We start from the raw sequence: 22,175 nt of genomic DNA, 5'->3' as shown, positions 1-22,175 counted from the left end.
GATCGGCCGGCTCACCCTCGACCCAGCGCGCGATCGTCCAGGTGTGCTCGAACAGGCTCGAAGGCTTGCCAGCGCGCACCGGGGTGGGCGTTGGCAGCGGCAGGCGCTCGGCCAACGTCGGCAGCCACGTCCGCTCCATGTCCAGCAGAGCCGGAGCTCGCTCGGTGCGCGGCAAGCACACGGCCAGGTCCTCCCCCAGGCGCCACTGCTGGTTGTCCCAGCCTCCACTGACGTCACGCAGCTCAAGATCGGCAAGATCCGGGTGCTGATCCCGCAGCAGTGCGAGCACCAGTTCCTGCTCGAACGTCACCTCGTCCATCGATGATCCTCTGGTCAGTGACATACATCGGGATGGCCGGATGCGGCGAACTTATTCGAGCGCGGTCCGTAACTGCTACCCGACAGCTATCGAAGACGGAGTCCGGCCGCCCAGCGGGAAAGCCCACCGGGGCGCAAGGCACACCGGGGCGGACGGACAACGTGGCGGAAAGAGCTAGCTCAGGTGCGGGCCGATAAGGCTCAGGTCGGCCGCGCTGAGCCGGTCGGAAGAGGTGTTCGCCTGGTGCCAGTACGGATAGCGCAGCGGCTCGGAGCTGACCGCGTCCAGCCGTGCGATTTCGTCCGGCGTCAACGTCAACTCGGCCGAGGCGAGGTTGTCGCGCAACTGCTCCTCGGTGCGGGCACCGACGATGAGCGAGGTGACGGCCGGCTTGGCCATCGTGTACGCCAGGGCAACCTGCGCGGCGGATACTCCATGGTCCGAACCGATCTCGACCAGCGTCTCGATGGTGTTGTAGAGCTTGTCCTCGTCGTGCACCGGCGGTTCGCTCCAGTCACTGAGGTGCCGGCTGCCCGCGGGAGCCTCGACACCCTGGCGGTACTTGCCCGACAGCAGTCCGCCGGCAATGGGGCTCCACACCAGGATGCCCAGACCTTGGTCGATCGAGACCGGCACCAGCTCGGTTTCGGCATCACGCGCCTGCAGCGAGTAGTAGATCTGCTGGCTGACGAAGCGCTGATAGCCGTTGCGCTCGGACACCCCCAGGGCCTTCATCAGGTGCCATGCGGCGTAGTTCGAGGCACCGATGTAACGCACTTTGCCGGACTGCACAAGGGAATCCAGAGCGCTCAGCGTCTCTTCCAGTGGAGTCTGGCCGTCCCACTCGTGTACCTGGTAGAGGTCGATGTAGTCGGTGCCGAGCCGGCGCAGGCTGGCCTCGACGCCGCGCAGGATGTGGTGACGGGACAGGCCCGCGTCGTTGGGGCCCTCGCCCATCGGCATCCGAACCTTGGTCGCCAGCAGCACGTCCTCGCGGTCACTGCCGAGCGCCTGTCCGACGATCTCTTCGGACAGGCCGTTCGAGTACACGTCGGCGGTGTCGATGAGGTTCACGCCGGCGTCCCGCGCCAAGCCGATCTGCTTGCGAGCACCCTCGACGTCGATCGTGCCGACCGGGCTCGCCCAGCCCGTTCCGCCGAACCCCATGGTGCCCAGGGTGATGGTCGAGACGCGCAGGCCTGAATTTCCCAGCTGTCGATATTCCATGATCCCACCCTAGGACCCCGCCCGGTGGACTGCTATTCCGCTATATCCCCGCGGTCGGGGTGGTCTGCGCAGCGTTCGCCCGTTCGAGCACGGCGTCGACGAGCGCTCTGGCGTCGTCCAGCCCGGGCGTCTCTGCCGTGAAGAGGATGCGGTACATCAGCGGCGCGACCACATGGTCGACCACGGTCTGGCCGGCGGGAGCAACCTCACCGCGGTCCCGGGCGCGGTTCAGGACGGTGTCGAGCTGCTCGCGGGTGTAGGCCGCGCACTGGCAGGCGGGACGGCCGGCGCCGCCGAAGGCCACCGCGTCGCGGGTGAACGCCCGGCCCTCCGGGGAGGCCATCTCTTCGACGAACTGCTCCATCCAGGCGGTCAGGTCACCGTGCAGGCTGCCGGTGTCCTCGGGAGCGGACTCAGGGCGGAGCCGCTCGACCGCGACATCGGCCAGCAGTTCGTGCACGTCGCCCCAGCGGCGGTAGATGGTCGACGGGGTCACACCGGCCAGCTGGGCGATCTGCGGAACGCTGAGCTGCGCCCGGTCGTGCTCTTCGAGCAGTGTGCGGACGGCCGCGTGCACGGAGTTCTGGATGCGGGCGCTGCGGCCCCCCGGCCGGGGGTTTGCCGTCGTCGGAGGAACCACCATGCCAGTCTAATGCAAACATTTTGCATTAGGTCTCGATCCGGCGTACGTTCGAGAACGCAAAGTATTAGCGTTAGCGAGCGGGAACTCAGGAGCCGATGGCAACCACCTCAGCACTCCCAGGCCGATCCACCGGCGCCCGGCTCAGCCGACGTGCCGCCTTCATGCTGCAGTCCGCCATCCTCATCACCTTCATGGCCGCGTCCAGCGCGCCGACCCCCCTCTACGGCGTGTACCAGGCTCGATGGGACTTCTCTCCGATCACGCTCACGGTCGTCTTCGGCTCGTACGCGGTCGCCCTGCTCGCCGCACTGTTGACCGTCGGCTCGTTGTCCGATCACATCGGCAGGCGGCCGGTGCTGCTCGGGGCGCTGTTGCTGGAGGCAGCCGCGATGCTGAGCTTCGGCCTCGCCGACGACGTCGAGGCACTCCTCGTCGCGCGGATCCTGCAGGGAGTCGCCACCGGCGCCGCCATGGGAGTGCTGGGTGCCGGCCTGCTCGACCTGGAGCATCCGGGGTTTCCCGGCCGCGGCACCTTGGTGAACAGCGTGACGCCCATGATCGGTCTGGCGCTCGGGGCCCTGGGCAGCAGCGTGCTCGTCGAGTGGCTGCCGGCACCGACCGAGGCGGTCTACGTCGTCCTGATGGTTGCGCTGCTGGTCCAGGCGCTGGGCGTCGTGCACTCGCATGAGACCGCGCAGCCGCTCGGTGGGGCGCTGGCCTCGCTGAGGCCCCGGCTGGCCCTGCCACGGACGGCCCGCAAGGCGGTCCTGATCTGCGCGCCGAGCGCGGTCGCGTCCTGGGCACTCGGCGGCCTGTACCTGTCGCTCGGGCCCACCGTGGCCCGCACGGTGCTCGGCTCGACCTCACACCTGCTCGGCGGATTTGTCGTCCTGAGCCTGACGGGTAGCGGAGCTGTGGCGGTGCTGGCGGCTCGCACGGCGACCGCACGGACGGCGATGTCCGTGGGCACGCTGGCACTGCTGTGCGGGGTCGGCGTCACCCTGTTCGGAATCCAGGACGGTTCGGCCTGGGCGTTCTTCGCGGGAACAATGGTGGCCGGAGTCGGATTCGGTGCGGGATTCGCCGGAGCTCTGCGGACCGTCCTGCCGCTGGCCGCGCCGCAGGAGCGCGCCGGTCTGCTCGCCACGTTCTATGTCATCAGCTACCTGGCCTTCAGCGTGCCCGCCGTGGTTGCCGGCGTGTTCGTCGTACACGTCGGGCTACTGGCTACGGCGCGTGGCTACGCGATCGTGGTGATGGCACTGGCGGCAACCGCCCTGGTCGGCCTGTGGGTGCAACGGCCATCCCGGTCGGCTCCCAGCTCGGCCTGACGCGCCACTCGGCCTGACGCGCCACCCACCCGCGTTGGTAGCGTCGCGCCATGACTGCCAGCGCCGAGTCCGTGCCCATGGTCGCCCTGATGCGGGGCATCAACGTCGGAACCAGCAAGCGCGTCGCGATGGCGGACCTGCGCGCATTGCTGGAAGGGCTCGGGTACTCCCAGATCCGGACGCACCTCAACAGCGGCAACGCGGTGTTCGCCTGCGCACCCGAATCGGCGGACGGGGCCGGGTCGGCGATCGAACGCGCGATCACCACGGACCTCGGAGTGCAGTGCGCCGTGATCACCAGAACCGGGCCAGAACTGGAGCACGCCGTGGCCATGAACCCGCTGCTGGGGATCGTGTCGGACCCGTCCCGGCATCTGGTCGGCTTCCTGTCCGGACGGCCGGACCCGGCCCGGGTCACCGAACTGCTCGAACAGGATTTCGGCGCGGACGAGGTGCGATTGCTGGGTCGAGAGGTGTACCTGTGGTGCCCCGGCGGCGTCCTCGACTCCCCGTTCGGCAAGGTCAACTGGGAGAAGTCTATCGGCGTGTCAGTCACCATGCGTAACTGGAACACGGTGCGCAAGCTGGCCGACCTGGTAGCGGGTACCCGGTGAGTTCGGTGGATAGCCTGACGGAGTCCGCTCCCGTGCGCTGTTCTCCGGAGGTTTCCGTGGCAATGCCCGCTGACAGCACTGACGGGTTGCCGGTCGAGTCACTCGAACGGCTCCGGTTGCGGCGCAGCGCCAAGTGGCGAACCTATGACCCGGACGTGCTCCCGCTGACGGTCGCGGAGATGGACTTCGCGATCGCGGAGCCGATTCGCGACGCGCTGCGTGATGCTGTCGAGCGCTCGGACACCGGCTACGGCGCTCCCGAGCCGGTGCTCGGGGAGGCTCTGGCTGGTTTCGCCGAGCGGCGCTGGCAATGGCGGCTGGACCCGGGTGCCGTGTTCTCGGTGACCGACGTCGGGGTCGGTGTCGTGGAGTTGTTGCGGGCACTCATCCGTCCCGGGAACACCGTGGTGATCAGCCCGCCGGTCTATCCGCCGTTCTTCCAGTGGCCGGCCGAGGCAGGCGCGCAGCTCCGTGAGGTTCCGCTGGCACACGATGACGAAGCGGGCTGGCACCTGGACCTGGCCGCCCTGGAGGATGCGTTCCGCCAGCATCCGGCCGCCTACCTGCTGTGCAATCCCCAGAACCCGGTGGGACGGGTGCACACCCGGGACGAGCTCGAGGCGCTCGTCAGGTTGGCCCGCAGCTACGGCGTTCCGCTGATCAGCGACGAGATCCACGCGCCACTGATGCTTGCCGGTGCGACGTTCACGCCGCTGCTCACGGTTCCGGGCGCGGCCGAGGTGGCGGTCAGCCTGCTCTCGGCGAGCAAGGCCTGGAACCTCGCCGGGCTCAAGTGCGCCGCGATCGTGTCGGCGTCGTCGCGGATGCGCGCCGTGGTCGACCGCATCCCACCCGACGCCCGCTGGCGGATCGGGCACTTCGGCGTGATCGCGACGGTGGCGGCCTTCGAGGACGGCGAGCCGTGGCTGGACCGCTGCCTGCAGACGCTGAGCCGCCGACGGGACGAGCTGGCCGAGTTGCTCGCGACCCGATTGCCCACCGTCAGCTGGCGGCCGCCGGCTGCCACCTACCTCGGCTGGCTGGATTGCACCGCGCTCGGCAAGGACGACCAGCCGCAGCAGCTCTTCCTGTCCAAGGCGAAGGTCGCGACGGAGCCGGGGCTGCGGTTCGGCGCGCTCGGCAGCGGTCATGTTCGGCTCAACTTCGCCACCAGCAGCGACATCCTGGACGTGGCGATCGAGGCGATGTCGCGCGCGCTCCCCTGAATCCCCCCCATTCTGCGATCATGAAGCCGTGATGCAGCCGGACTTGTGGTATAGCCTGCCGGTTCTCACCGGCAACAAGGTCCGGCTGGAGCCGCTGGCCCTGGAGCATGCGGCCGGTTACCGTGCTGCCGCGGCGACCGGCTCTCCGGACGTCTTCAGCCGGCTGAGCACTCCGAGCGGGCCGCTGGCGCCACCGACGACGCCCGCCGAAGGCATCCGCCACATCGCGGCGGCCCTGGCCGAGCGTGCCCGGGGTCAGCGCCTGCCGTACGCGCAGCTGGACGCCCGGACCTCAGAGGTCACCGGAACGACGTCGTTCTTCGAGGTGAACCCGGCCGCGCGGTCGATCGGAATCGGCTACAGCTGGCTGGGCGAACGCTGGCGGTCAACCGGGCAGCGCACCGAGGCGACACTGCTGATGCTGACGTACGCCTTCGACGCGCTCGGGACCGTACGGGTGTTCTGGCAGGTCGACAGCACGGACGCACCGGCGCACCGCTCAGTGGAAGGGCTCGGAGCCACGCGCGAGGGGGTCCTGCGCAAGCACCGGCTCCGCCTGGACGGGGGCTGGGCGGACACCGCCCAGTACGCCATGACCGACGAGGACTGGCCACGCGCCCGAGCCGGCCTCACCCAACGACTGGCCGGCTCCTGAATGGCGGCCGGCTTCGCGCTCTTCGACACGGCCATCGGCCCGTGCGGCATCGCCTGGTCCGGCGACCGGGTACGGGCGGTGGCGCTGCCGGAGGCCACGCCGGACGGGACCCTTCGCAGGCTCAACACGGGACGACCGGCGGCTGGCGGGTCCACATCACCGCGCGCCATCGCTGTCACCTCGCGGCGGATTGCCGAGCTGCTGCAGGGAGTTCCGGACGACCTGCGCGACGTCGCCCTGGAGCTGGACACTCTGCCGGCGTTCTGCCGGGACGTCTTCGAGGTGACGCGGGGCATCGACCCGGGCAGGACGCTGTCCTACGGTGCCATCGCCACCACGTTGGGCCTCCCGGGTTCGGCGCGGGCGGTTGGTCAGGCGCTGGGCCGGAACCCATGTCCCATCATCGTTCCGTGCCACCGGGTGGTCGCCTCGGACGGTTCGATGCATGGGTTCTCCGCTCCCGGCGGCATCGCGACGAAGCGGCGGATGCTGCAGATCGAGGGAGCGATCCCGTTCGACGAGCCGACGCTGTTCTGAGGCTGCGCTGTTCTGAGGCTGCGCTGTTCGGTAGTTGCTTAGTCGGTGGTGCGCAACCGGGGTAGCGGACGAACCTCAGCATCGGCATCGGCATCACCCGCGGAATTGCCCGCGAGCTGCCGTGCCCACGCCAGCAGGCCGGCCACGTCGATGTCGTGCGGTGGCGCGTCCCGGAACGGCGCGAGGTTTCCGGCTCCGCGGGTCAGCAGCGCCACCGCCCCGGCCTGGTTGCCGCGGGCTCGATGCGTCAGCCCCACCGCGAGCTGTGCCATCCCCCGCCAGAGCTCGCGTTCGGCGGCGGGTGAGCTCTTCCAAGCGTCTTCCAGCACCTCGTGCGCCTCGAACGGCCGGCCGGCATCGAGCAGCCGCTGCGCCTCGGTCAGCGACTCCACCGGCGTCCGATCGGGATTCTCCGCCAGCCGCTCCACGCCGGCCGCTCCGTAGGGCAGCGGCCGGCCGAGCGAGTCGCGCGGACGGGCGTTGCGTGCCCGTCCGTCCCCGTCGCGATCACGAGCTGTCGGAGCCGATCCACTGCCTACTGCCTTCTTCGTGGGACGCGCCGCCGTTCGTGCCTTGGCTTCCGGCTTGCTCGCCACGCTGTCAGCGGTGTTCAGGGGTTCGGTGAGGTAGCGCTGGATCGTCGGGCTCAGCATGGTCACCAGTGCTTCGGTTTCGACATGGGCGATCGGACCGTAGCCGAGGACGTAGCGCAGGAACGCCACTCCGACCAGTTGGGCGCCGATCAGTGTTGCCCGCAGCTCGGCATCGTCGATGTTCAGCGACGTGACGATCCGTCCGAGCAGTTCCTGGCTGAGGAAGTTGCGCAGCAGTTCGGCAGCCTCTTCGTTCGAGACCGCGGAGCGCAGCACAGCGAGCAGTTGCTGATCGGTGGTGGGCTCTTCCCACTTGTCGATAAAGGTCCGCACCAGGCGCTCCCCCATGCCCTCCACCCCGGCGTCCAGCACCGGCGCAAGCATCTCGGCGGGGGTGAAGGTCTCCTCGATGGCGGCGGCGAAAACGCCTTCCTTGGATACGAAGAAATGGTGGATGAGCGCGCCGTCCACCCCCGCCTCCTGTGCGATCGCCCTGATAGTGGCGCCGGCGTAGCCCCGCTCGGCGAACAGCTTGCGGGCGGCATCGAGGATGTCCGTCCTGGTGCCACTTCCACCCGGCCGGCGCCCCGTGCGATTCGATCGAGCGGCAGCCGATCGAGCGGGCGTGACCATGGCAAGAACCTTCCGTCCACTCCGGTGTGGAACACCGCCTGATCGTTTCGCGAAGGATGCATGGTCAAATGCCACGCAACAGCATCTCCTCAGTCGATGAATATATACACCTGTCGTGATGCGACGGCAGCGCCAGAGATGACCACCTGCTGGAACATCTCACAGCGAGTGCCGGTTGATGCCGAATCTTGGGCTGGAGCACCGTGCGGCATGTTCCAACTCGATGTTGAACTCATATCTGAGATATCGTCGTGCTCATGGTTGATGAGGTTGGCGCGTCCAAGGACTACGCACGCAGAGTCGGAACACTGATCCGGGACTCACGGAAGAACCGGGGGTGGACCCAGTCGCAGCTCGCCGAGACCCTCGGCACGTCGCAGAGCGCGATCAATCGCATCGAGCAGGGCAACCAGAACCTCAGCCTGGACCTGCTGACCCGCATCAGCGAGGCGCTGGACTCCGAGATCGTCTCCCTCGGTCGTTCCGGCCCGCTGCACCTGCGCGTCGAGGGCGGCAGGCAGCTGAGCGGGGTCATCGACGTCAAGACCAGCAAGAACGCGGGCGTGGGCCTGCTGTGCGCCTCGATGCTCAATGAAGGCCGGACGGTACTCCGCAAGGTGGCCCGCATCGAAGAGGTGCACCGCATCCTCGAGGTGCTGAACAGCATCGGCGTGCGCACTCGCTGGCTCAACTCCGACAACGACCTCGAGATCGTGCCGCCGGCCCAGTTGGACCTGGCCAGCCTCGACCTCGACGCCGCCCGCCGCACCCGCAGCATCATCATGTTCCTGGCGCCGCTGATGCACGACCAGAAGCAGTTCGAGCTGCCCTACGCCGGTGGCTGCGCGCTGGGCACCCGGACCGTGGAGCCGCACATGACGGCCCTGCGCCCCTTCGGCGTGCAGGTCGAGGCGGCCGCCGGTGCCTACCGGGTCGAGGTGGACCCGTCCGTCCGTCCGCAGCGGCCCATCGTGCTGACCGAGCGCGGCGACACGGTGACCGAGAATGCCCTGATGGCCGCCGCCCGCAGTGACGGCGTGACCGTCATCCGCAACGCCAGCCCCAACTACATGGTGCAGGACCTGTGCTTCTACCTGACCGAGCTCGGCGTGCGGGTGGACGGCATCGGCACGACGACGCTGACGGTGCACGGCGTGCCGCACATCCGCCGCGACGTCGACTACTCCCCCTCCGAGGACCCGATCGAGGCCATGAGCCTGGTGACGGCCGCGATCGTGACCTCGTCCGAGATCACCGTGCGGCGGGTGCCGATCGAGTTCATGGAGATCGAGCTCGCGCTGCTCGAAGAGATGGGGCTGCGATCGGAGCGGTCCCCGGAGTACCCCGCCGCCAACGGCCGCACCCGGCTCATCGACCTGACGGTGTACCCGTCCACGCTGCACGCGCCGCTGGACAAGATCCACCCGATGCCCTTCCCCGGCCTGAACATCGACAACCTGCCGTTCTTCGCGCTCATCGCCGCGACGGCGGAGGGATCCACGCTCATCCACGACTGGGTCTATGACAACCGGGCGCTCTACCTCACCGAGCTGACGAAGCTGGGCGCCAAGGTCACCCTGATGGACCCGCACCGGATCTACGTCGAGGGGCCCACCCACTGGTCGGGCACCGAGGTGATCTGCCCGCCGGCGCTGCGCCCGGCAGTCGTCGTCCTGCTCGCGATGCTTGCGGCCAAGGGCACCTCGCTGCTGCGCAACGTCTACGTGATCGACCGGGGTTACGAGCAACTGGCCGACCGGCTGAACCTGCTCGGGGCGAGTATTCATACCTTCCGCGACGTCTGAGCCCGCTCGATCCTTTGGGCGTTTCGAGCGCTTGGAGAGGATCCTGAGGCCGTTTCCGACTCTGGGATGTTAAGTCAGCGTGATCGATGAGTTGTCGCCAATTCTTTCGTCTTGTGGATGCAACAAAACGGAGGAATAGTGCCCTGTGGTGTCGGACGAGCAGCGTCGGACTTCAGGCTTCAGGGAGCAATGTAGCCAATGGCATTGAAGAGATCCAGATCCATCATCGGGGCGGTGGTGGGCGCGACCGCGCTCGGCACCGTCTGCCAGTTCCTCGGTGGCGCACCGGCCATCGCGGCGCCGACCGTAGCGAGCAGCGCCACCCAGTCGGTGATCGTTGTGCTGCACGACCAGCTCAGCTCGACGCCCCCGAGCAAGGCGCACATCAGCGCCCGCAAGGTCAAGGCCACCAGCGCCCAGGACGCCGTCCTGGCACGCCTCGGCAAGCTCGGTGGGACGAAGCCGTCCAACGTCAAGCACTTCACGTCCGCGAACGCGTTCTCGCTGACCGTCACCCCGGCTCAGGCTGCGGCACTGGCCGCGGACCCGTCCGTCGCGATGGTCGTGCCCGACAAGAAGATCGAGGTCACCGTTCCGCAGGCAACGGCCGGCGCCACGACGGTCTCGCCCAAGGTCGTGACGCCTTCTGCGACGCCCGCGCCGGGCGCGTGCCCGACCGATCCGTCCAAGCCGCTGCTCGAGCCTGAGGCACTGAGCGACACCAACACCGCCTCGGACAATCCCGCGGCCAAGACCGCGCAGCAGCTCGTCGACGGCACCGGCGTCAAGGTCGCCTACATCGCCGACGGCATCAACCCCGACAACCCCGACTTCATCCGCGCCAACGGCCAGCACGTCATCACCGACTACAAGGCGTTCTCGGCTGACGGCCCGGCTCCCCAGGACGGCGGAGCCGAGGCATACGGCGACGCGTCCGCGATCGCCGCGCAGGGCCTCGTCTCGCATGACCTGTCGAGGTTCGTCAACCCGGCCTACGCCCTGCCGACCGGCTGCAACATCCGCATCCTCGGGATGTCGCCCGGCGCCAGCATCGTGGCGCTGAAGATCGACTTCTACACGACCTCCATCGTGCAGGCCATCGACTACGCCGTCACCACCGACCACGTGGACGTCATCAACGAGTCCTTCGGTGGCTCCCCGATCCCGGATGCGGCCTCCCGCAGCGCGATCTCGCTGTTCAACGACGCGGCAGTCGCCGCCGGCGCGACGGTCACCATCTCCTCCGGTGACGCCGGTACGACCAGCACCATCGGCAACCCGGCCACCGACCGGAAGATCATCTCGGTCGCCGCGAACACCAACTCCCGCGGCTACGCCCAGACGGGTTACGGCGGCTTCAACTTCTCCAACGGCAAGTGGATCAACGACGAGATCTCGTCCCTGTCCTCCGGTGGGTACACCCAGTCCGGCACCACCGTCGACCTGACCGCCCCGGGTGAGTCCGGTTGGGCCGTGTGTGACCCGGGCGCCCCCGAGTGCAGGAACTACAACGGTGGCGGCGGTGACGTCCAGCTCTTCGGCGGCACCAGCCAGTCGGCTCCGCTGACCGCCGGTGCCGCGGCCCTGGTCATCGAGGCCTACCGCAGGACTCACGGTGGCGCCTCCCCGACGCCGGCCCTGGTCAAGACGCTGCTCACCAGCACCGCCAAGGACCTCGGCCTGCCGACCTACGAGCAGGGCTCCGGTCTGCTCGACTCCCGCGCCGCGGTCGAGGCCGCGCTGACCTACCCGGGCGCGACCACCGCCGCTCCGGCAGGTCTTGCCTCCAACATCGCGCTGTCCACCAACCAGATCGACATCGCGGCGGCTCCGGGCACGTCCAAGGTCTCGACGATCGGCGTCCGCAACGTCGGCACCAAGTCGCTGACCGTGGCCACCAGCACCCGGGACTTCACCGACATCTCGGTGCAGACTCAGACCACCACGCTGAACAACACCACGGACCCGACCTTCCCGTACGCCACCACCGGCGCGCCGTGGGCGTACAAGAAGATCACCTTCAAGGTTCCGGCGGGTACCGACCGGCTGGCCGCGGCCATGATCTGGAAGGGCACGGCGAAGAAGGTCGGCACGGCCACCGTCACCCCGGTCGTCCGGCTCACCGTGCTCGACCCGTCCGGCACCTACGTCGCCAACAGCCGCCCGCAGGGTGGCCCGGTGTCGGCGAACTACGCCAACCTCGACGTCCGCCGTCCGGTCGCCGGCACCTGGACCGCGATCCTGTACACCAACTCCAACGCGGCGGGATACTCCGGTGACGTCAGCCTGCGTACCACCGCTCAGCGGGCGATTCCGGTGGGCACCGTCACCCCGGCTGTGCTGACCCTGGCGCCCGGCCAGTCGGCCAACGTCAACGTCACGATGACGGTTCCGGCCGCCAGCGGCGACATCTCGCAGGCCATCGTCTTCGGCAGCTCGGGCGGCCACCAGACGGCGGTGCCGGTCGTGCTTCGCGCGATCGTCCCGATCTCCGCGGGCATGGGCACGTTCAACGGGACCATCACCGGCGGTAATGCCCGCGCGGGCTCGGCGGCTCAGAGCTTCAGCTACGCCTTCGACGTTCCGGCCGGGCTGAAGGACCTCGGGGTGCGCGTGCGACTGGCCACCAACCCGGGCGACCAGCTCGAGGGTGTGCTGGTGGACCCCAACGACGAGACGCAGTCCATCGGCAGCAACGCCTACACCGACGCCGCGGGCAACCTCTCGGGCCAGGGCCTGACGATGCAGCTGAACACCGCGATCCCGCTCGCCGGACGCTGGCGAGTGATCATCCTGGTGCAGAACCCGGTGACCGGAAACGCGTTCACCGAGAACTTCAGTGCCCGCATCCTGTTCAACCAGAGCAAGGTCACCGCGCCGGCGCTGCCGACATCGACCACGACCACGCTCACCCGGGGTAGGGCGGTCTCGGTGCCGGTCAACGTGACCAACACCGGCATCGCGCCGATCAACGTGCAGATCGATCCGCGTACCAGCACCCTCGTCGACACCCAGCTCGTGTCGCCGTTCGGTTCGCAGACCTTCGACCTGCCGGCGCACGCCGCGCCGACGTTCATCGTTCCGCCGAACACCGACAGCCTGGTCGCGGCCGCCGTGTCCTCGCTGCCGGCGCTCGTGGAACTCACCTCCAGCGCGCAGGGCATCGACGTCGTCGGTGACCTGAACGCGGGCAAGGGCGGCAGCACGGTTTCCGTCGCCCGGGTCAAGGAGCCGCACAACTCGGCCTCGACCGGCATCTGGTACACCGATGTCAACGAGATCGGCCCCGTGGGCGAGCAGGGAGCTCCGACCGGAACCTCCACCGTCAGCCTGATCGCCCATACCCGCACCTTCGCCACCGACATCACCTCGTCCACGGGTGACTTCTACGCGGTGGCGACCAACCCGGCCGCCGACACCGGCGTCCCGGTGACGATCGCGCCCGGCCAGACCAAGACCGTCATGGTCACGATCAAGCCGACCGCGCCCAAGGGCACCAAGGTCAGCGGCATCCTGAACATCATCACGCCGCCGAGCTTCGCGTACCCGACCTTCAACACCACGGGTGACGTCATCACACGGCTTCGGTTCGCCTACGTGGTGGGCTGATCCGTGTCACCCGCAGTGCCGTTCGACCTGTACCGAAGCTCGTGCGCTAACAACGAGCTCTTTCAGTAACAACGAAGCAGTAGCGAAGCGCCGCGGACCTGGTCCGCGGCGCTTCGTCGTGTTCGGGACACGTTCCGGGTCGGCTGCTCGCCTCCGGATGGCATCGGTGACAGGATCGCGGAGTGCTGTTGCCGATGTTGCCTACCGACTCGATCTTTCTGTCGGTGGAATCGCGGCAGACTCCGATGCACGTAGGCGGTCTCCAGCTGTTCCAGCCGTCCCCCGACTTCGGCGACGTCCAGAGCATGTTCGCGCGGCTGATCCGGGACGACGACGTGGCGCCGATGTTCACCAAGCGCGCCACCCGCTCGTGGCGGACAGCCGGTCAGTGGGCGTGGGAGCAGGACGAGCAGTTCGACATCGAGCACCACGTCCGGCACAACGCACTGCCCAAGCCCGGCCGGGTCTTGGAGCTGCTGGCCCTCTGCTCGCGGCTGCACGGCACCCTGCTCGACCGGCAGCGCCCGCTGTGGGAGCTGCACGTCATCGAGGGGTTGGCCGATGGCCGGTTCGCCGTCTACTTCAAGATTCACCACGCCCTGGTGGACGGGGTCTCGGCGCAGCGGCTGCTGCAGCGCATCCTCACCCCCGACCCGGCCGTCCGCAACCTGCCGGCGCCCTGGGCCACCCATCCGAACTCTGGTGGCGACGGGGCTCCCGGCAGTCCGACCACCGTGGTGCGTGAGGCGATCGAGCTGACAGCGGAGGCGGCGGGTCTGCCGTCGGCGCTGCTACGGACGGTGAACCGCGGTCTGCGCGAGCAGTCCGCGCCGGTCTCGTTCTCCGCCCCTCGCTCGATGTTCAACGTCCCGATCACCGGTTCGCGGCGGTTCGCGGCGCAGTCCTGGCCGCTGCCGCGTATCAAGCGCATCGGCGAAAGCGTCGGCGGAACCGTCAACGACGTGGTGCTGGCCACCTGCTCGGGCGCGCTGCGGCGGTACATGCAAAGCCTGGACGCGCTGCCGGACGAGCCGCTCATCGCGATGGTCCCGGTGGCGTTGGATCTCAGCGGCCACCCGCAGGGCGGCAACGCGGTCGGTGCGGTGATGTGCAATCTCGGCACCCACCTCGACGACCCGGCTGACCGCCTGAATGCCGTACGCCAGTCCATGCTGCAGGGCAAGGAGGCGCTGACCGAGCTCACCCCGCTGCAGATCGTGGCGATGACGGGCATCGGCATGAGCCCGCTGGTGCTGCAGGGGGTGCCCGGCGTCCGCGGCATGTTCCGGCCGCCGTTCAACCTCATCATCTCCAACGTCCCCGGGCCACGCACGCCGCTGTACCTCAACGGTGCCCGGCTCGACGGCCTGTACCCGCTGTCGATTCCGTACCACGGCCAGGCTCTCAACATCACCTGCACCAGCTACTCCGACGTGCTGGCCTTCGGCCTCACCGGCTGCCGGCGGACGGTGCCGCACCTGCAGCGGCTGCTCGGCTACCTCGACGACGAGCTGGCTGAACTGGAGCGGTCGGCGTAGCAGAGTTCCTGTCCGTGCGGCATCGTGGTGCCGAGTTGCGAACCTACGCCACGGCAGGTCGCTGTACCGGTAGCAGGAACTCACGGAGCAGGCCCTGCGCCGCCTCGTCGGCAAGTTCCAGGGCTGCGGCCTCCGGCACATCGGATACCTCGTACGCTTGCCGGCCCGCCGCGGTCGTCGCCGTCAGCGTGACCAGACCCGCCCGCCGCTGGAACACCGTGGCCCGGACGTTCCAGCCGATCACGCCGGCCCGGCTGAGGACGATGCGCCGCCGCAGCAAGCTGCCGGACCGGCTGACCAGGAACGCCGGGGTGAGCGCATGCCCCAGGTTGCGGTACCGGTCGAGCGCAAGCGGCACCGCCAGCAAGACCGGCACCAGGCCCACCAGCGAAGCCCAGCCGGGCACGGCTCCGGCGAGCCACAGTGCGGTCAGCCCCGCCAGCAGCACCAGCGCCGGCCCCACCGCCCGGACGAGTCGGCGCCACCGCGCCCCGGCGCCGTGCGTCCGCAAACCGGTGCTGACAGCGGCCGGATCGTCCATCAGCACCGACGCGGCCCGGCGTGCCTCGGCAACCGGGCAGGGCGGCACCAGCAGGGTGCCACCGCGCTCGGCGCCCCGCCCGATCCGCAGCCCGGTGGCGACGGCAAGCACCCGGGCGCCCCCGACAGCCCGCAGCAGCAGCGGCTCGCTGAGCTCGACTCCCAGCAGCCGGCGCTCCTCGATGCTGGTGGCACGGGCCGTGATCAGGCCGCGGGAGACGTGCACCGTGCCGCCCTGGTGCCGGCTCAGGGTGAAGTTCCAGAACGCCAGCAGGTATCCGATGACCGACAGCAGGGACACCAGGGCGACGACAGCCACGGCGACCTCGACCACGTCCACCCACGGCCGGGTGGCCCGCAGGTAGTCGCCGGCGGAACGGACGGCACCGACCCGGCGGAGGTCGAAGCGGGTCTGGTCGAGCACCCGCCACCCGAAGCCGACAATGGCCAGGCCGGTGAGCGCTCCGGAGAGGGTGAAGGGCGCGTAGCGGAGCCAGCTGGGGTTCAACCGCGTGACGACGGTGTCCGGCGGCGCCTGAGCGGACACTGCGGCCGGACCCGCATTGTCGGCCGGACCCGCATTGTGCTGTGGCGGCGCCCAGGCAGCGTCGGCATCAGCTCGCGCCGGGCCGGTATTCAGGCGGTCAGCCCGGTGCAGCAACTCCGACCGCAGGCTGCGCGCGGCCGCGGTCGGCAGCCCATCCAGGACGAGCCCCTCGCGCTTACGGTCGGACACGCCGGTGCCGATGGCGACCTTGGCCAGCCCGAGCACGCGGTGCAGCGCATGGGCGGTGATGTCCACGGTGCGCACCCGGTCGGCCGGCGTGCTGACGGTGCGGCGGCGGAACAGGCCGGTACGCAGCTGCACCCGCTCGGGCGTGATCTGGTAGCGGGTGGTGAACCACCGCAACAGGCTGATGCCGACCACCAGGGCCAGTCCACCGAGTGAGAACCACTCGCCGTTACCGCTCGACGTGCCGGCGAACAGCAACCCGAGCAGTGCGGGCAACGACCGGCCGACCTCCCGGATCGGGTGGATGAGCAACATCCGCGGGCTGAGCCGGCGCCACTGGGCGTCCGGCGCGGTCAGGGCGTCCGCGGCCGGATCGGCCGCGCCACCGCTCACGTCGACGGGCGCGCTCACGTCGCGTCGTCGTTGCGGGCCGAGGTGGCGGCGGTCAGTTCGGCCGTCAGATGGTCGGCGGTGACCCGGTCCAGGCCATGGATGCGCAACGGGCCGGCCGCCGACGCCGTCGTCACCGTGACGTTCGACAGCCGGAACAGCTGCTCCAGCGGCCCGCGCTCGGTATCGACCGTCTGGATGCGCGAAAGCGGGGCGATCCGCCGCTCCTGGGTGAACCAGCCCGACTGGGTGTAGACCGCCGTGTCGGAGACCTCCCAGCGGTGGACGCGGAAACGCCACTGGGGCATGACGATCAGATGTGCGGCGGCGAGCAGCACCGTGACCGCAACCACAGCGACCATGGGGGCACGGTCACCGGCCAGCTCGATCAGCGCGAAGACCTCGACGGCGACGGCGAGGACCCAGACGATCGCCGCGCGGGCCGTCCAGTACCAGAGCGCCCGGCGGCTCACCAGGTTCACCGGTGCCCGCAGCCGGAGCGCCGAGGCCGCAGAGGCAGCGCCCGCGGCCGAGGTATGCACCATGGACCAACCCTCCCACGCGGGTGTGTCAGCCGCCAGGACCGGCGGTCCGGTCGGCCAGCAGGGGCTATCATCGCCAGTCATGCCCAGCTTCGATGCCGGTTTTCTCGCATTGCCCGCTGCGACCCTGGCGGAGGCGGCGCTCAGCAGGGCTCGCGCGCTCGGCGCCTCGCACGCCGATTTCCGGCTCGAGCGAGTGCGGTCCGCGGCCGTGAACCTGCGCGACGGAAAGCTGGACTCCAGCTCGGACACCGAGGACCTCGGTCTGGCGGTACGGGTCGTGCACGACGGTGCATGGGGCTTCGCCAGCGGCATCGACCGGACGCCTGAGGCCGCGGCACGGCTTGCCGAGCAGGCGGTCGCGACGGCGAAGGTGAGCCGCGTGCTCAGCTCCGACCCCGTCACGCTCGCCGACGAGCCCGTGCACCCCGACCGCAGCTGGATCTCCGCCTACCAGGTGAACCCGTTCGACGTTCCGTTCGCGGACCGGCTGGGCCTGCTGGCCGACTACTCCGACCGGCTGCTGAGTTCCGACGGCGTGGACCACGTCGACGCCAACCTGCTGCAGGTGATCGAGAACAAGTTCTACGCCGACACCGCCGGGACGGTGACGACGCAGCAACGGGTCCGGATACATCCGGAGTTCACCGCGGTGCAGGTCGACCTGGCCGGTGGCGGATTCTCGTCCGTGCGGACGCTGGCTCCGCCCGCGGGTCGAGGCTGGGAGTACCTGACCGGAACCGGCTGGGACTTCGACGCCGAGCTCGCCCAACTGCCGGAGCTGTTGGCCGAGCACGCCAAGGCACCATCCGTACAGGCGGGCAGCTACGACCTGGTGATCGATCCGTCCAATCTGTGGCTGACCATTCACGAGTCCATCGGCCACGCCACCGAGCTGGATCGGGCGCTCGGCTACGAGGCGGCCTACGCCGGCACCTCGTTCGCGACCTTGGACAAGCTGGGCAGCCTGCGTTACGGCAGTCCGGCCCTGAACGTCACCGGCGACCGGACGACCGAGCACGGGCTCGCGACCATCGGCTACGACGACGAGGGCGTGCGGACCACGGAGTTCGACCTCATCTCCGACGGGATCCTGGTCGGCTACCAGCTGAACCGGCAGCTGGCGCGGGCAAAGGGCTTCGGGCGCTCCAACGGGTGCGCCCACGCCGACTCGCCGGGCCACATCCCGCTGCAGCGGATGGCGAACGTCTCGCTGCAGCCCACCCCGAACGGGGGTTCCACCGAGGACCTGATCGCCGGTGTGGAACGCGGGGTGTACGTCGTCGGCGACAAGAGCTGGTCCATCGACATGCAGCGGTACAACTTCCAGTTCACCGGGCAGCGCTTCTTCAAGATCGAGAACGGCAAGCTCGCCGGCCAGCTGCGCGATGTCGCCTACCAGGCCACCACCACCGACTTCTGGGGCTCGATGGAGGCGACCGGCGGCCCGCAGACGTACGTGCTCGGCGGCGCCTTCAACTGCGGCAAGGGCCAGCCGGGCCAGGTCGCGGCGGTGTCGCACGGCTGCCCGTCGGCGCTCTTTCGCGGCGTGAACGTTCTGAACACGGTCTCCGAGGGTGGGCGATGATGGCAGGCACGATCGCGATTCAGCAGCTGGTCGAGCAGGCGCTCGCGCTGTCGACGGTGGACGGCTGCGTGGTGATCGGTGAGGAGCACTTCGAGGCGAATCTGCGTTGGGCCGGCAACAGCCTCACCACGAACGGCCAGCTGCACACCCGTCAGCTGACGGTGATCTCGCTGGTGGAGTCGGCCGACGGCACGTGCGCCGGCGTGGTGTCGCGCGCGGTGGCCGACGCCGCCGAACTGGCCGCGCTGGTAACCGCCAGCGAACAGGCGGCGCGTACCGCCTCACCCGCTGACGACGTCGCGCCCCTGATCGAGCCGTACCCCCAGGACGACGACTGGAACGCCCCACTCGCCCCGGCCGGCATCGAGGTGTTCAGCGAGTTCGCCCCCGCGCTCGGGGCGGCGTTCGCCGAAGCCGAGGCCGCCGACCGGCTGCTCTACGGCTATGCCGAGCACGGGGTCACCTCGTACTTCCTGGCCTCGTCGACGGGATTGCGACGGCGCTATGACCAGCCGACCGGCCGGGTGGAGCTGAACGGCAAGTCGCGGGACCTGAGCCGCACCGCGTGGGTGGGTGTGCAGACCCGCGAGTTCACCGACGTCGACGTACCGGCGCTCAGCGCGGAGGTTGCCAAGCGACTGGACTGGTCGGCCAACCGCGTCGACCTGCCGGCCGGCCGCTACGAGACGCTGCTGCCGCCGAGTGCCATCGCGGACCTGATGGTCTACCTCTACTGGACGGCATCGTCGCGCGATGCCGAGGAGGGTCGCAACGTCTTTGCCGCGGGTGGTGGAAGGACGCGCATCGGCGAGAGGCTGTCTGAGCTGGGCCTGACCCTGCGGTCGGACCCGGCCGAACCGGGGTTGGAGTGCCTGCCGTTCCAGGTGACCGCCGGCGGCGGGGAGGAATCGATCTTCGACAACGGCGCACCGACGCCGCCGGTGTCCTGGATCTCCGACGGGGTGCTGACGAACCTGTACCGGACGCGGAACTGGGCCGCTCGCACCGGCGCGGAGCCGGTCGCCCCGATCGACAACCTCGTGCTGGATGGTGCCGGTACCAAGTCCCTCGACGAGATGATCGCCGAAACCGACCGAGGGCTGCTGCTGACCTGCCTCTGGTACATCCGCCAGGTGGATCCGCAGACCCTGTTGCTCACCGGACTGACCCGCGACGGCGTCTACCTCATCGAGAACGGCAAGGTCACCGGTGCGGTGAACAACTTCCGGTTCAACGAGTCCCCGGTCGACCTGTTCGGCCGCATCTCGGAGGTGGGGGCCACGGAACGGACGCTGCCCCGGGAGTTCAACGAGGGCATGGCCAGGACCGCCATGCCGCCAGTACGGGTACCCGACTTCAATATGTCTACTGTGAGCCAGGCCTCATAGCCTGGACTGTGACCCAGGACATGACTCGCCACCGAATCTGCATGATTCTGCTCGACTCTTACCGGAGTTCTGCATGATTGCGCATGAACAGCTGGCCTGTGATCGGTGCCGCATGATTCGGACGCCCTTGTAAGCGCTGCCGCAAACTACTGTCCGAGCATCCCCCTGGGACTGTGGCGCCGAGCCGGCGCCTGTTCAGGTATCCCCGCCAGTCAACGGCGACTGGCCGGCACACAAGGAGTTCTGACATGACCACGACAGCCATCCCCGGACTCGGCACCGCCCCTACCGACCACGCCGGATTGTTGCGCTGGGTGCGCGACACCGCCGAGCTCACCCAGCCCGCCGAGGTCGTCTGGTGCGACGGCTCGGACGCCGAGTGGACCCGCCTCACCGATCAGCTGGTGGCGGCCGGAACGTTCACCCGCCTCGACCAGGACAAGAAGCCGAACTCCTTCTACTGCGCGTCCGACCCCTCAGATGTGGCCCGGGTCGAGGACCGCACCTTCATCTGCTCCCGCAACGCCGAGGACTGCGGCCCCACCAACAACTGGATGGACCCGGCTGACATGAAGGCGCTGCTCGCCGAGCGCTTCCGGGGCTCGATGCGCGGCCGCACGATGTACGTCATCCCATACTGCATGGGACCGCTGACCGCTGAGGAGCCCCAGCTGGGTGTGGAGATCACCGACTCCCCGTACGTGGTCGTGTCGATGAAGATCATGACGCGGATGGGAACGGCGGCCCTGGCCCGGTTCACGGAGAACGGCGTCCACCGTCCGTACGTCTCCGGGATGCACTCCGTGGGCGCGCCGATCGCGCGTGGTGAGGCCGATGTCGCGTGGCCCTGCAACGACACCAAGTACATCGTCCACTTTCCCGAGGAGCGGACGATCTGGTCCTACGGTTCGGGCTACGGCGGCAACGCCCTGCTCGGCAAGAAGTGCCACTCGCTGCGGATCGCCTCGGCACAGGCGCATGACGAGGGCTGGCTGGCCGAGCACATGCTGGTGCTGAAGCTGACCTCGCCGGCCGACAAGGCGTACTACATCGCGGCCGCCTTTCCGTCCGCGTGCGGCAAGACCAACCTGGCCATGATCGAGCCCACCCTGCCCGGCTGGCGGGCCGAGATGATCGGCGATGACATCGCCTGGCTGCGGTTCGGCGAGGACGGGCGACTGCGCGCCGTCAATCCCGAGTTCGGCCTGTTCGGCGTCGCCCCGGGAACCGGTTGGAAGACCAACCCGAACGCGATGCGGACGGTGGCACAGGGCAACTCCATCTTCACCAACGTCGCGCTCACCGACGACGGGGACGTGTGGTGGGAGGGCATGACCGAGCAGGCGCCGGCTCACCTGACGGACTGGAAGGGCCGGAACTGGACCCCGGACAGCGACAAGCCGGCCGCCCACCCGAACTCCCGGTTCTGCACCCCACTGGCCCAATGCCCCATCGTCGCCCCGGAGTGGGACGACCCGGCCGGGGTACCCATCGACGCGATCATATTCGGTGGCCGCCGCAACGGCACCATCCCGCTCGTGACCGAGGCCCGGGACTGGCAGCACGGCGTCTTCCTGGGCGCCACCATGTCGTCGGAGACGACGGCCGCGGCGGCCGGCAGGACCGGCGTCGTCCGCAGGGATCCGATGGCGATGCTGCCGTTCCTCGGCTACCACGCCGGGAACTACTTCGCGCACTGGATGGACATCGGCAAGGGCGCGGACTCCGCCAAGCTGCCGAAGGTGTTCTACGTCAACTGGTTCCGCCGCGACTCCGACGGCGCCTTCGTGTGGCCGGGCTTCGGGGAGAACTCCCGGGTGCTGAAGTGGGCCGTCGAGCGGATCGAGGGGACGGCGGCCGCCGTGGACACCCCGATCGGACGGGTGCCGGCGCCCGGCGCGCTCGACACCGAGGGCCTGGACATCACCGACGCGCAGCTGACCAAGGCGCTCGAGGTGGACGTGACCCAGTGGCGCGACGAGATCCCGGGCATCGAGGAGTGGTTCGCCAAGATCGGCAGCAAGGTGCCGTCGGCCCTGCGGGACGAGCTGGAGTCGCTCACGCTGCGGCTGGGCTGAGGGGTGGGCCGATCAGGATGTGCTGACCACAGGAGCGCGGACAGTAGGACGGGTTAAAGGTAATACCGTTCAGTTAGTGGGTTGTGATCTGGTAGATGGGTGGGTGTTGGGGTCGGGGCCAGGTGGCGTGGTGGGCGCGTTTGACGTGCCATTTGGGCCTCTTTCTTTTGATGACGCGGGGTTGGG

The 22,175-nt window shown here is 69.0% G+C and carries 17 protein-coding genes and 1 pseudogene; 11 read left to right on the top strand and 7 right to left on the bottom strand.

Annotated features, from left to right (window positions below):
- From RM423_RS21060 to RM423_RS21050, 3 genes are all read right to left on the bottom strand, one after another.
- Positions 1–319: phosphotransferase (locus RM423_RS21060; RefSeq protein ID WP_311425013.1), on the bottom strand; the 319-nt coding region annotated here is incomplete at its 3' end.
- Between the two features lie 174 nt (positions 320–493).
- Complete coding sequence (locus tag RM423_RS21055) at positions 494–1,546, bottom strand: aldo/keto reductase (protein ID WP_311425012.1); 1,053 nt, start codon at positions 1,544–1,546, stop codon at positions 494–496.
- A 40-nt stretch (positions 1,547–1,586) separates the two neighbouring features.
- Positions 1,587–2,186: a TetR/AcrR family transcriptional regulator gene (locus RM423_RS21050; protein WP_311425011.1), complete on the bottom strand. Its 600-nt coding sequence runs from the start codon at positions 2,184–2,186 to the stop codon at positions 1,587–1,589.
- Between the two features lie 98 nt (positions 2,187–2,284).
- Here RM423_RS21050 and RM423_RS21045 point away from each other — a divergent pair, with 98 nt between their 5' ends.
- The 5 genes from RM423_RS21045 (at position 2,285) to RM423_RS21025 (ending at position 6,552) form a co-directional block, all read left to right on the top strand.
- The gene (locus RM423_RS21045; RefSeq protein ID WP_311425010.1) at positions 2,285–3,520 is read left to right on the top strand and encodes an MFS transporter; all 1,236 of its coding nucleotides are present in this window, start codon (positions 2,285–2,287) and stop codon (positions 3,518–3,520) included.
- A gap of 50 nt (positions 3,521–3,570) precedes the next feature.
- Entirely contained in the window at positions 3,571–4,134 is a 564-nt protein-coding gene (locus tag RM423_RS21040; protein WP_311425009.1) for a DUF1697 domain-containing protein, read from the top strand.
- A 62-nt stretch (positions 4,135–4,196) separates the two neighbouring features.
- Positions 4,197–5,360: a MalY/PatB family protein gene (locus tag RM423_RS21035; RefSeq protein WP_311425015.1), complete on the top strand. Its 1,164-nt coding sequence runs from the start codon at positions 4,197–4,199 to the stop codon at positions 5,358–5,360.
- 31 nt (positions 5,361–5,391) lie between these two features.
- Positions 5,392–6,015: a GNAT family N-acetyltransferase gene (locus RM423_RS21030; protein WP_311425014.1), complete on the top strand. Its 624-nt coding sequence runs from the start codon at positions 5,392–5,394 to the stop codon at positions 6,013–6,015.
- Complete coding sequence (locus tag RM423_RS21025) at positions 6,016–6,552, top strand: methylated-DNA--[protein]-cysteine S-methyltransferase (protein WP_311425008.1); 537 nt, start codon at positions 6,016–6,018, stop codon at positions 6,550–6,552.
- 38 nt (positions 6,553–6,590) lie between these two features.
- Here the strand turns inward: RM423_RS21025 and RM423_RS25940 are convergent, their stop codons facing one another.
- Positions 6,591–7,205 (bottom strand): DUF309 domain-containing protein, encoded by a 615-nt coding sequence (locus tag RM423_RS25940; protein ID WP_396327818.1) that lies wholly within the window; start codon positions 7,203–7,205, stop codon positions 6,591–6,593.
- Positions 7,188–7,778, bottom strand: a pseudogene (locus RM423_RS25935) (TetR/AcrR family transcriptional regulator); the annotation flags it as partial. The pseudogene RM423_RS25935 and the gene RM423_RS25940, both read right to left, overlap by 18 nt.
- A gap of 257 nt (positions 7,779–8,035) precedes the next feature.
- Between RM423_RS25935 and RM423_RS21015 the strand changes: the two are divergent.
- From RM423_RS21015 to RM423_RS21005, 3 genes are all read left to right on the top strand, one after another.
- Complete coding sequence (locus RM423_RS21015; protein WP_311425006.1) at positions 8,036–9,583, top strand: helix-turn-helix domain-containing protein; 1,548 nt, start codon at positions 8,036–8,038, stop codon at positions 9,581–9,583.
- A gap of 204 nt (positions 9,584–9,787) precedes the next feature.
- Complete coding sequence (locus tag RM423_RS21010) at positions 9,788–13,192, top strand: S8 family serine peptidase (RefSeq protein ID WP_311425005.1); 3,405 nt, start codon at positions 9,788–9,790, stop codon at positions 13,190–13,192.
- Positions 13,193–13,374: 182 nt separating this feature from the next.
- Positions 13,375–14,730, top strand: a complete 1,356-nt coding sequence (locus RM423_RS21005; protein WP_311425004.1) for a WS/DGAT/MGAT family O-acyltransferase — start codon at positions 13,375–13,377, stop codon at positions 14,728–14,730.
- Between the two features lie 43 nt (positions 14,731–14,773).
- Here the strand turns inward: RM423_RS21005 and RM423_RS21000 are convergent, their stop codons facing one another.
- Positions 14,774–16,414, bottom strand: a complete 1,641-nt coding sequence (locus RM423_RS21000) for a PH domain-containing protein (protein WP_311425003.1) — start codon at positions 16,412–16,414, stop codon at positions 14,774–14,776.
- Positions 16,411–16,938: a PH domain-containing protein gene (locus RM423_RS20995; RefSeq protein ID WP_311425002.1), complete on the bottom strand. Its 528-nt coding sequence runs from the start codon at positions 16,936–16,938 to the stop codon at positions 16,411–16,413. The genes RM423_RS21000 and RM423_RS20995 overlap by 4 nt, the downstream gene beginning before the upstream one ends.
- A gap of 79 nt (positions 16,939–17,017) precedes the next feature.
- On the opposite strand from RM423_RS20995, the gene RM423_RS20990 reads away from it, so the two are divergent.
- From RM423_RS20990 to RM423_RS20980, 3 genes are all read left to right on the top strand, one after another.
- Positions 17,018–18,523, top strand: a complete 1,506-nt coding sequence (locus RM423_RS20990) for a TldD/PmbA family protein (protein ID WP_311425001.1) — start codon at positions 17,018–17,020, stop codon at positions 18,521–18,523.
- On the top strand, positions 18,520–19,911 hold the full coding sequence (locus RM423_RS20985) for a metallopeptidase TldD-related protein (RefSeq protein WP_396327817.1): 1,392 nt from the start codon (positions 18,520–18,522) through the stop codon (positions 19,909–19,911). The genes RM423_RS20990 and RM423_RS20985 overlap by 4 nt, the downstream gene beginning before the upstream one ends.
- Positions 19,912–20,159: 248 nt before the next feature.
- On the top strand, positions 20,160–21,989 hold the full coding sequence (locus tag RM423_RS20980; RefSeq protein WP_311424999.1) for a phosphoenolpyruvate carboxykinase (GTP): 1,830 nt from the start codon (positions 20,160–20,162) through the stop codon (positions 21,987–21,989).
- Positions 21,990–22,175: the final 186 nt, after the last annotated feature.

This window comes from Jatrophihabitans lederbergiae, assembly GCF_031845305.1.
In the GTDB taxonomy this organism is placed as follows: Bacteria; Actinomycetota; Actinomycetes; order Mycobacteriales; family Jatrophihabitantaceae; genus Jatrophihabitans_A; species Jatrophihabitans_A lederbergiae.
Note: the sequence above shows the minus strand (reverse complement) of the source record. Positions and strands in the feature narration are given on the sequence as shown.

Bases quoted from the DNA above. Each gene is read 5' to 3' on its own strand.
- RM423_RS21055 (WP_311425012.1), bottom strand. From the start codon at position 1,546: ATGGAATATCGACAGCTGGGAAATTCAGGCCTGCGCGTCTCGACCATC.
- RM423_RS21045 (WP_311425010.1), top strand. From the start codon at position 2,285: ATGGCAACCACCTCAGCACTCCCAGGCCGATCCACCGGCGCCCGGCTC.
- RM423_RS21040 (WP_311425009.1), top strand. From the start codon at position 3,571: ATGACTGCCAGCGCCGAGTCCGTGCCCATGGTCGCCCTGATGCGGGGC.
- RM423_RS21035 (WP_311425015.1), top strand. From the start codon at position 4,197: ATGCCCGCTGACAGCACTGACGGGTTGCCGGTCGAGTCACTCGAACGG.
- RM423_RS21030 (WP_311425014.1), top strand. From the start codon at position 5,392: ATGCAGCCGGACTTGTGGTATAGCCTGCCGGTTCTCACCGGCAACAAG.
- RM423_RS21025 (WP_311425008.1), top strand. From the start codon at position 6,016: ATGGCGGCCGGCTTCGCGCTCTTCGACACGGCCATCGGCCCGTGCGGC.
- RM423_RS25940 (WP_396327818.1), bottom strand. From the start codon at position 7,205: ATGCTGAGCCCGACGATCCAGCGCTACCTCACCGAACCCCTGAACACC.
- RM423_RS21015 (WP_311425006.1), top strand. From the start codon at position 8,036: ATGGTTGATGAGGTTGGCGCGTCCAAGGACTACGCACGCAGAGTCGGA.
- RM423_RS20995 (WP_311425002.1), bottom strand. From the start codon at position 16,938: ATGGTGCATACCTCGGCCGCGGGCGCTGCCTCTGCGGCCTCGGCGCTC.
- RM423_RS20990 (WP_311425001.1), top strand. From the start codon at position 17,018: ATGCCCAGCTTCGATGCCGGTTTTCTCGCATTGCCCGCTGCGACCCTG.
- RM423_RS20985 (WP_396327817.1), top strand. From the start codon at position 18,520: ATGATGGCAGGCACGATCGCGATTCAGCAGCTGGTCGAGCAGGCGCTC.
- RM423_RS20980 (WP_311424999.1), top strand. From the start codon at position 20,160: ATGACCACGACAGCCATCCCCGGACTCGGCACCGCCCCTACCGACCAC.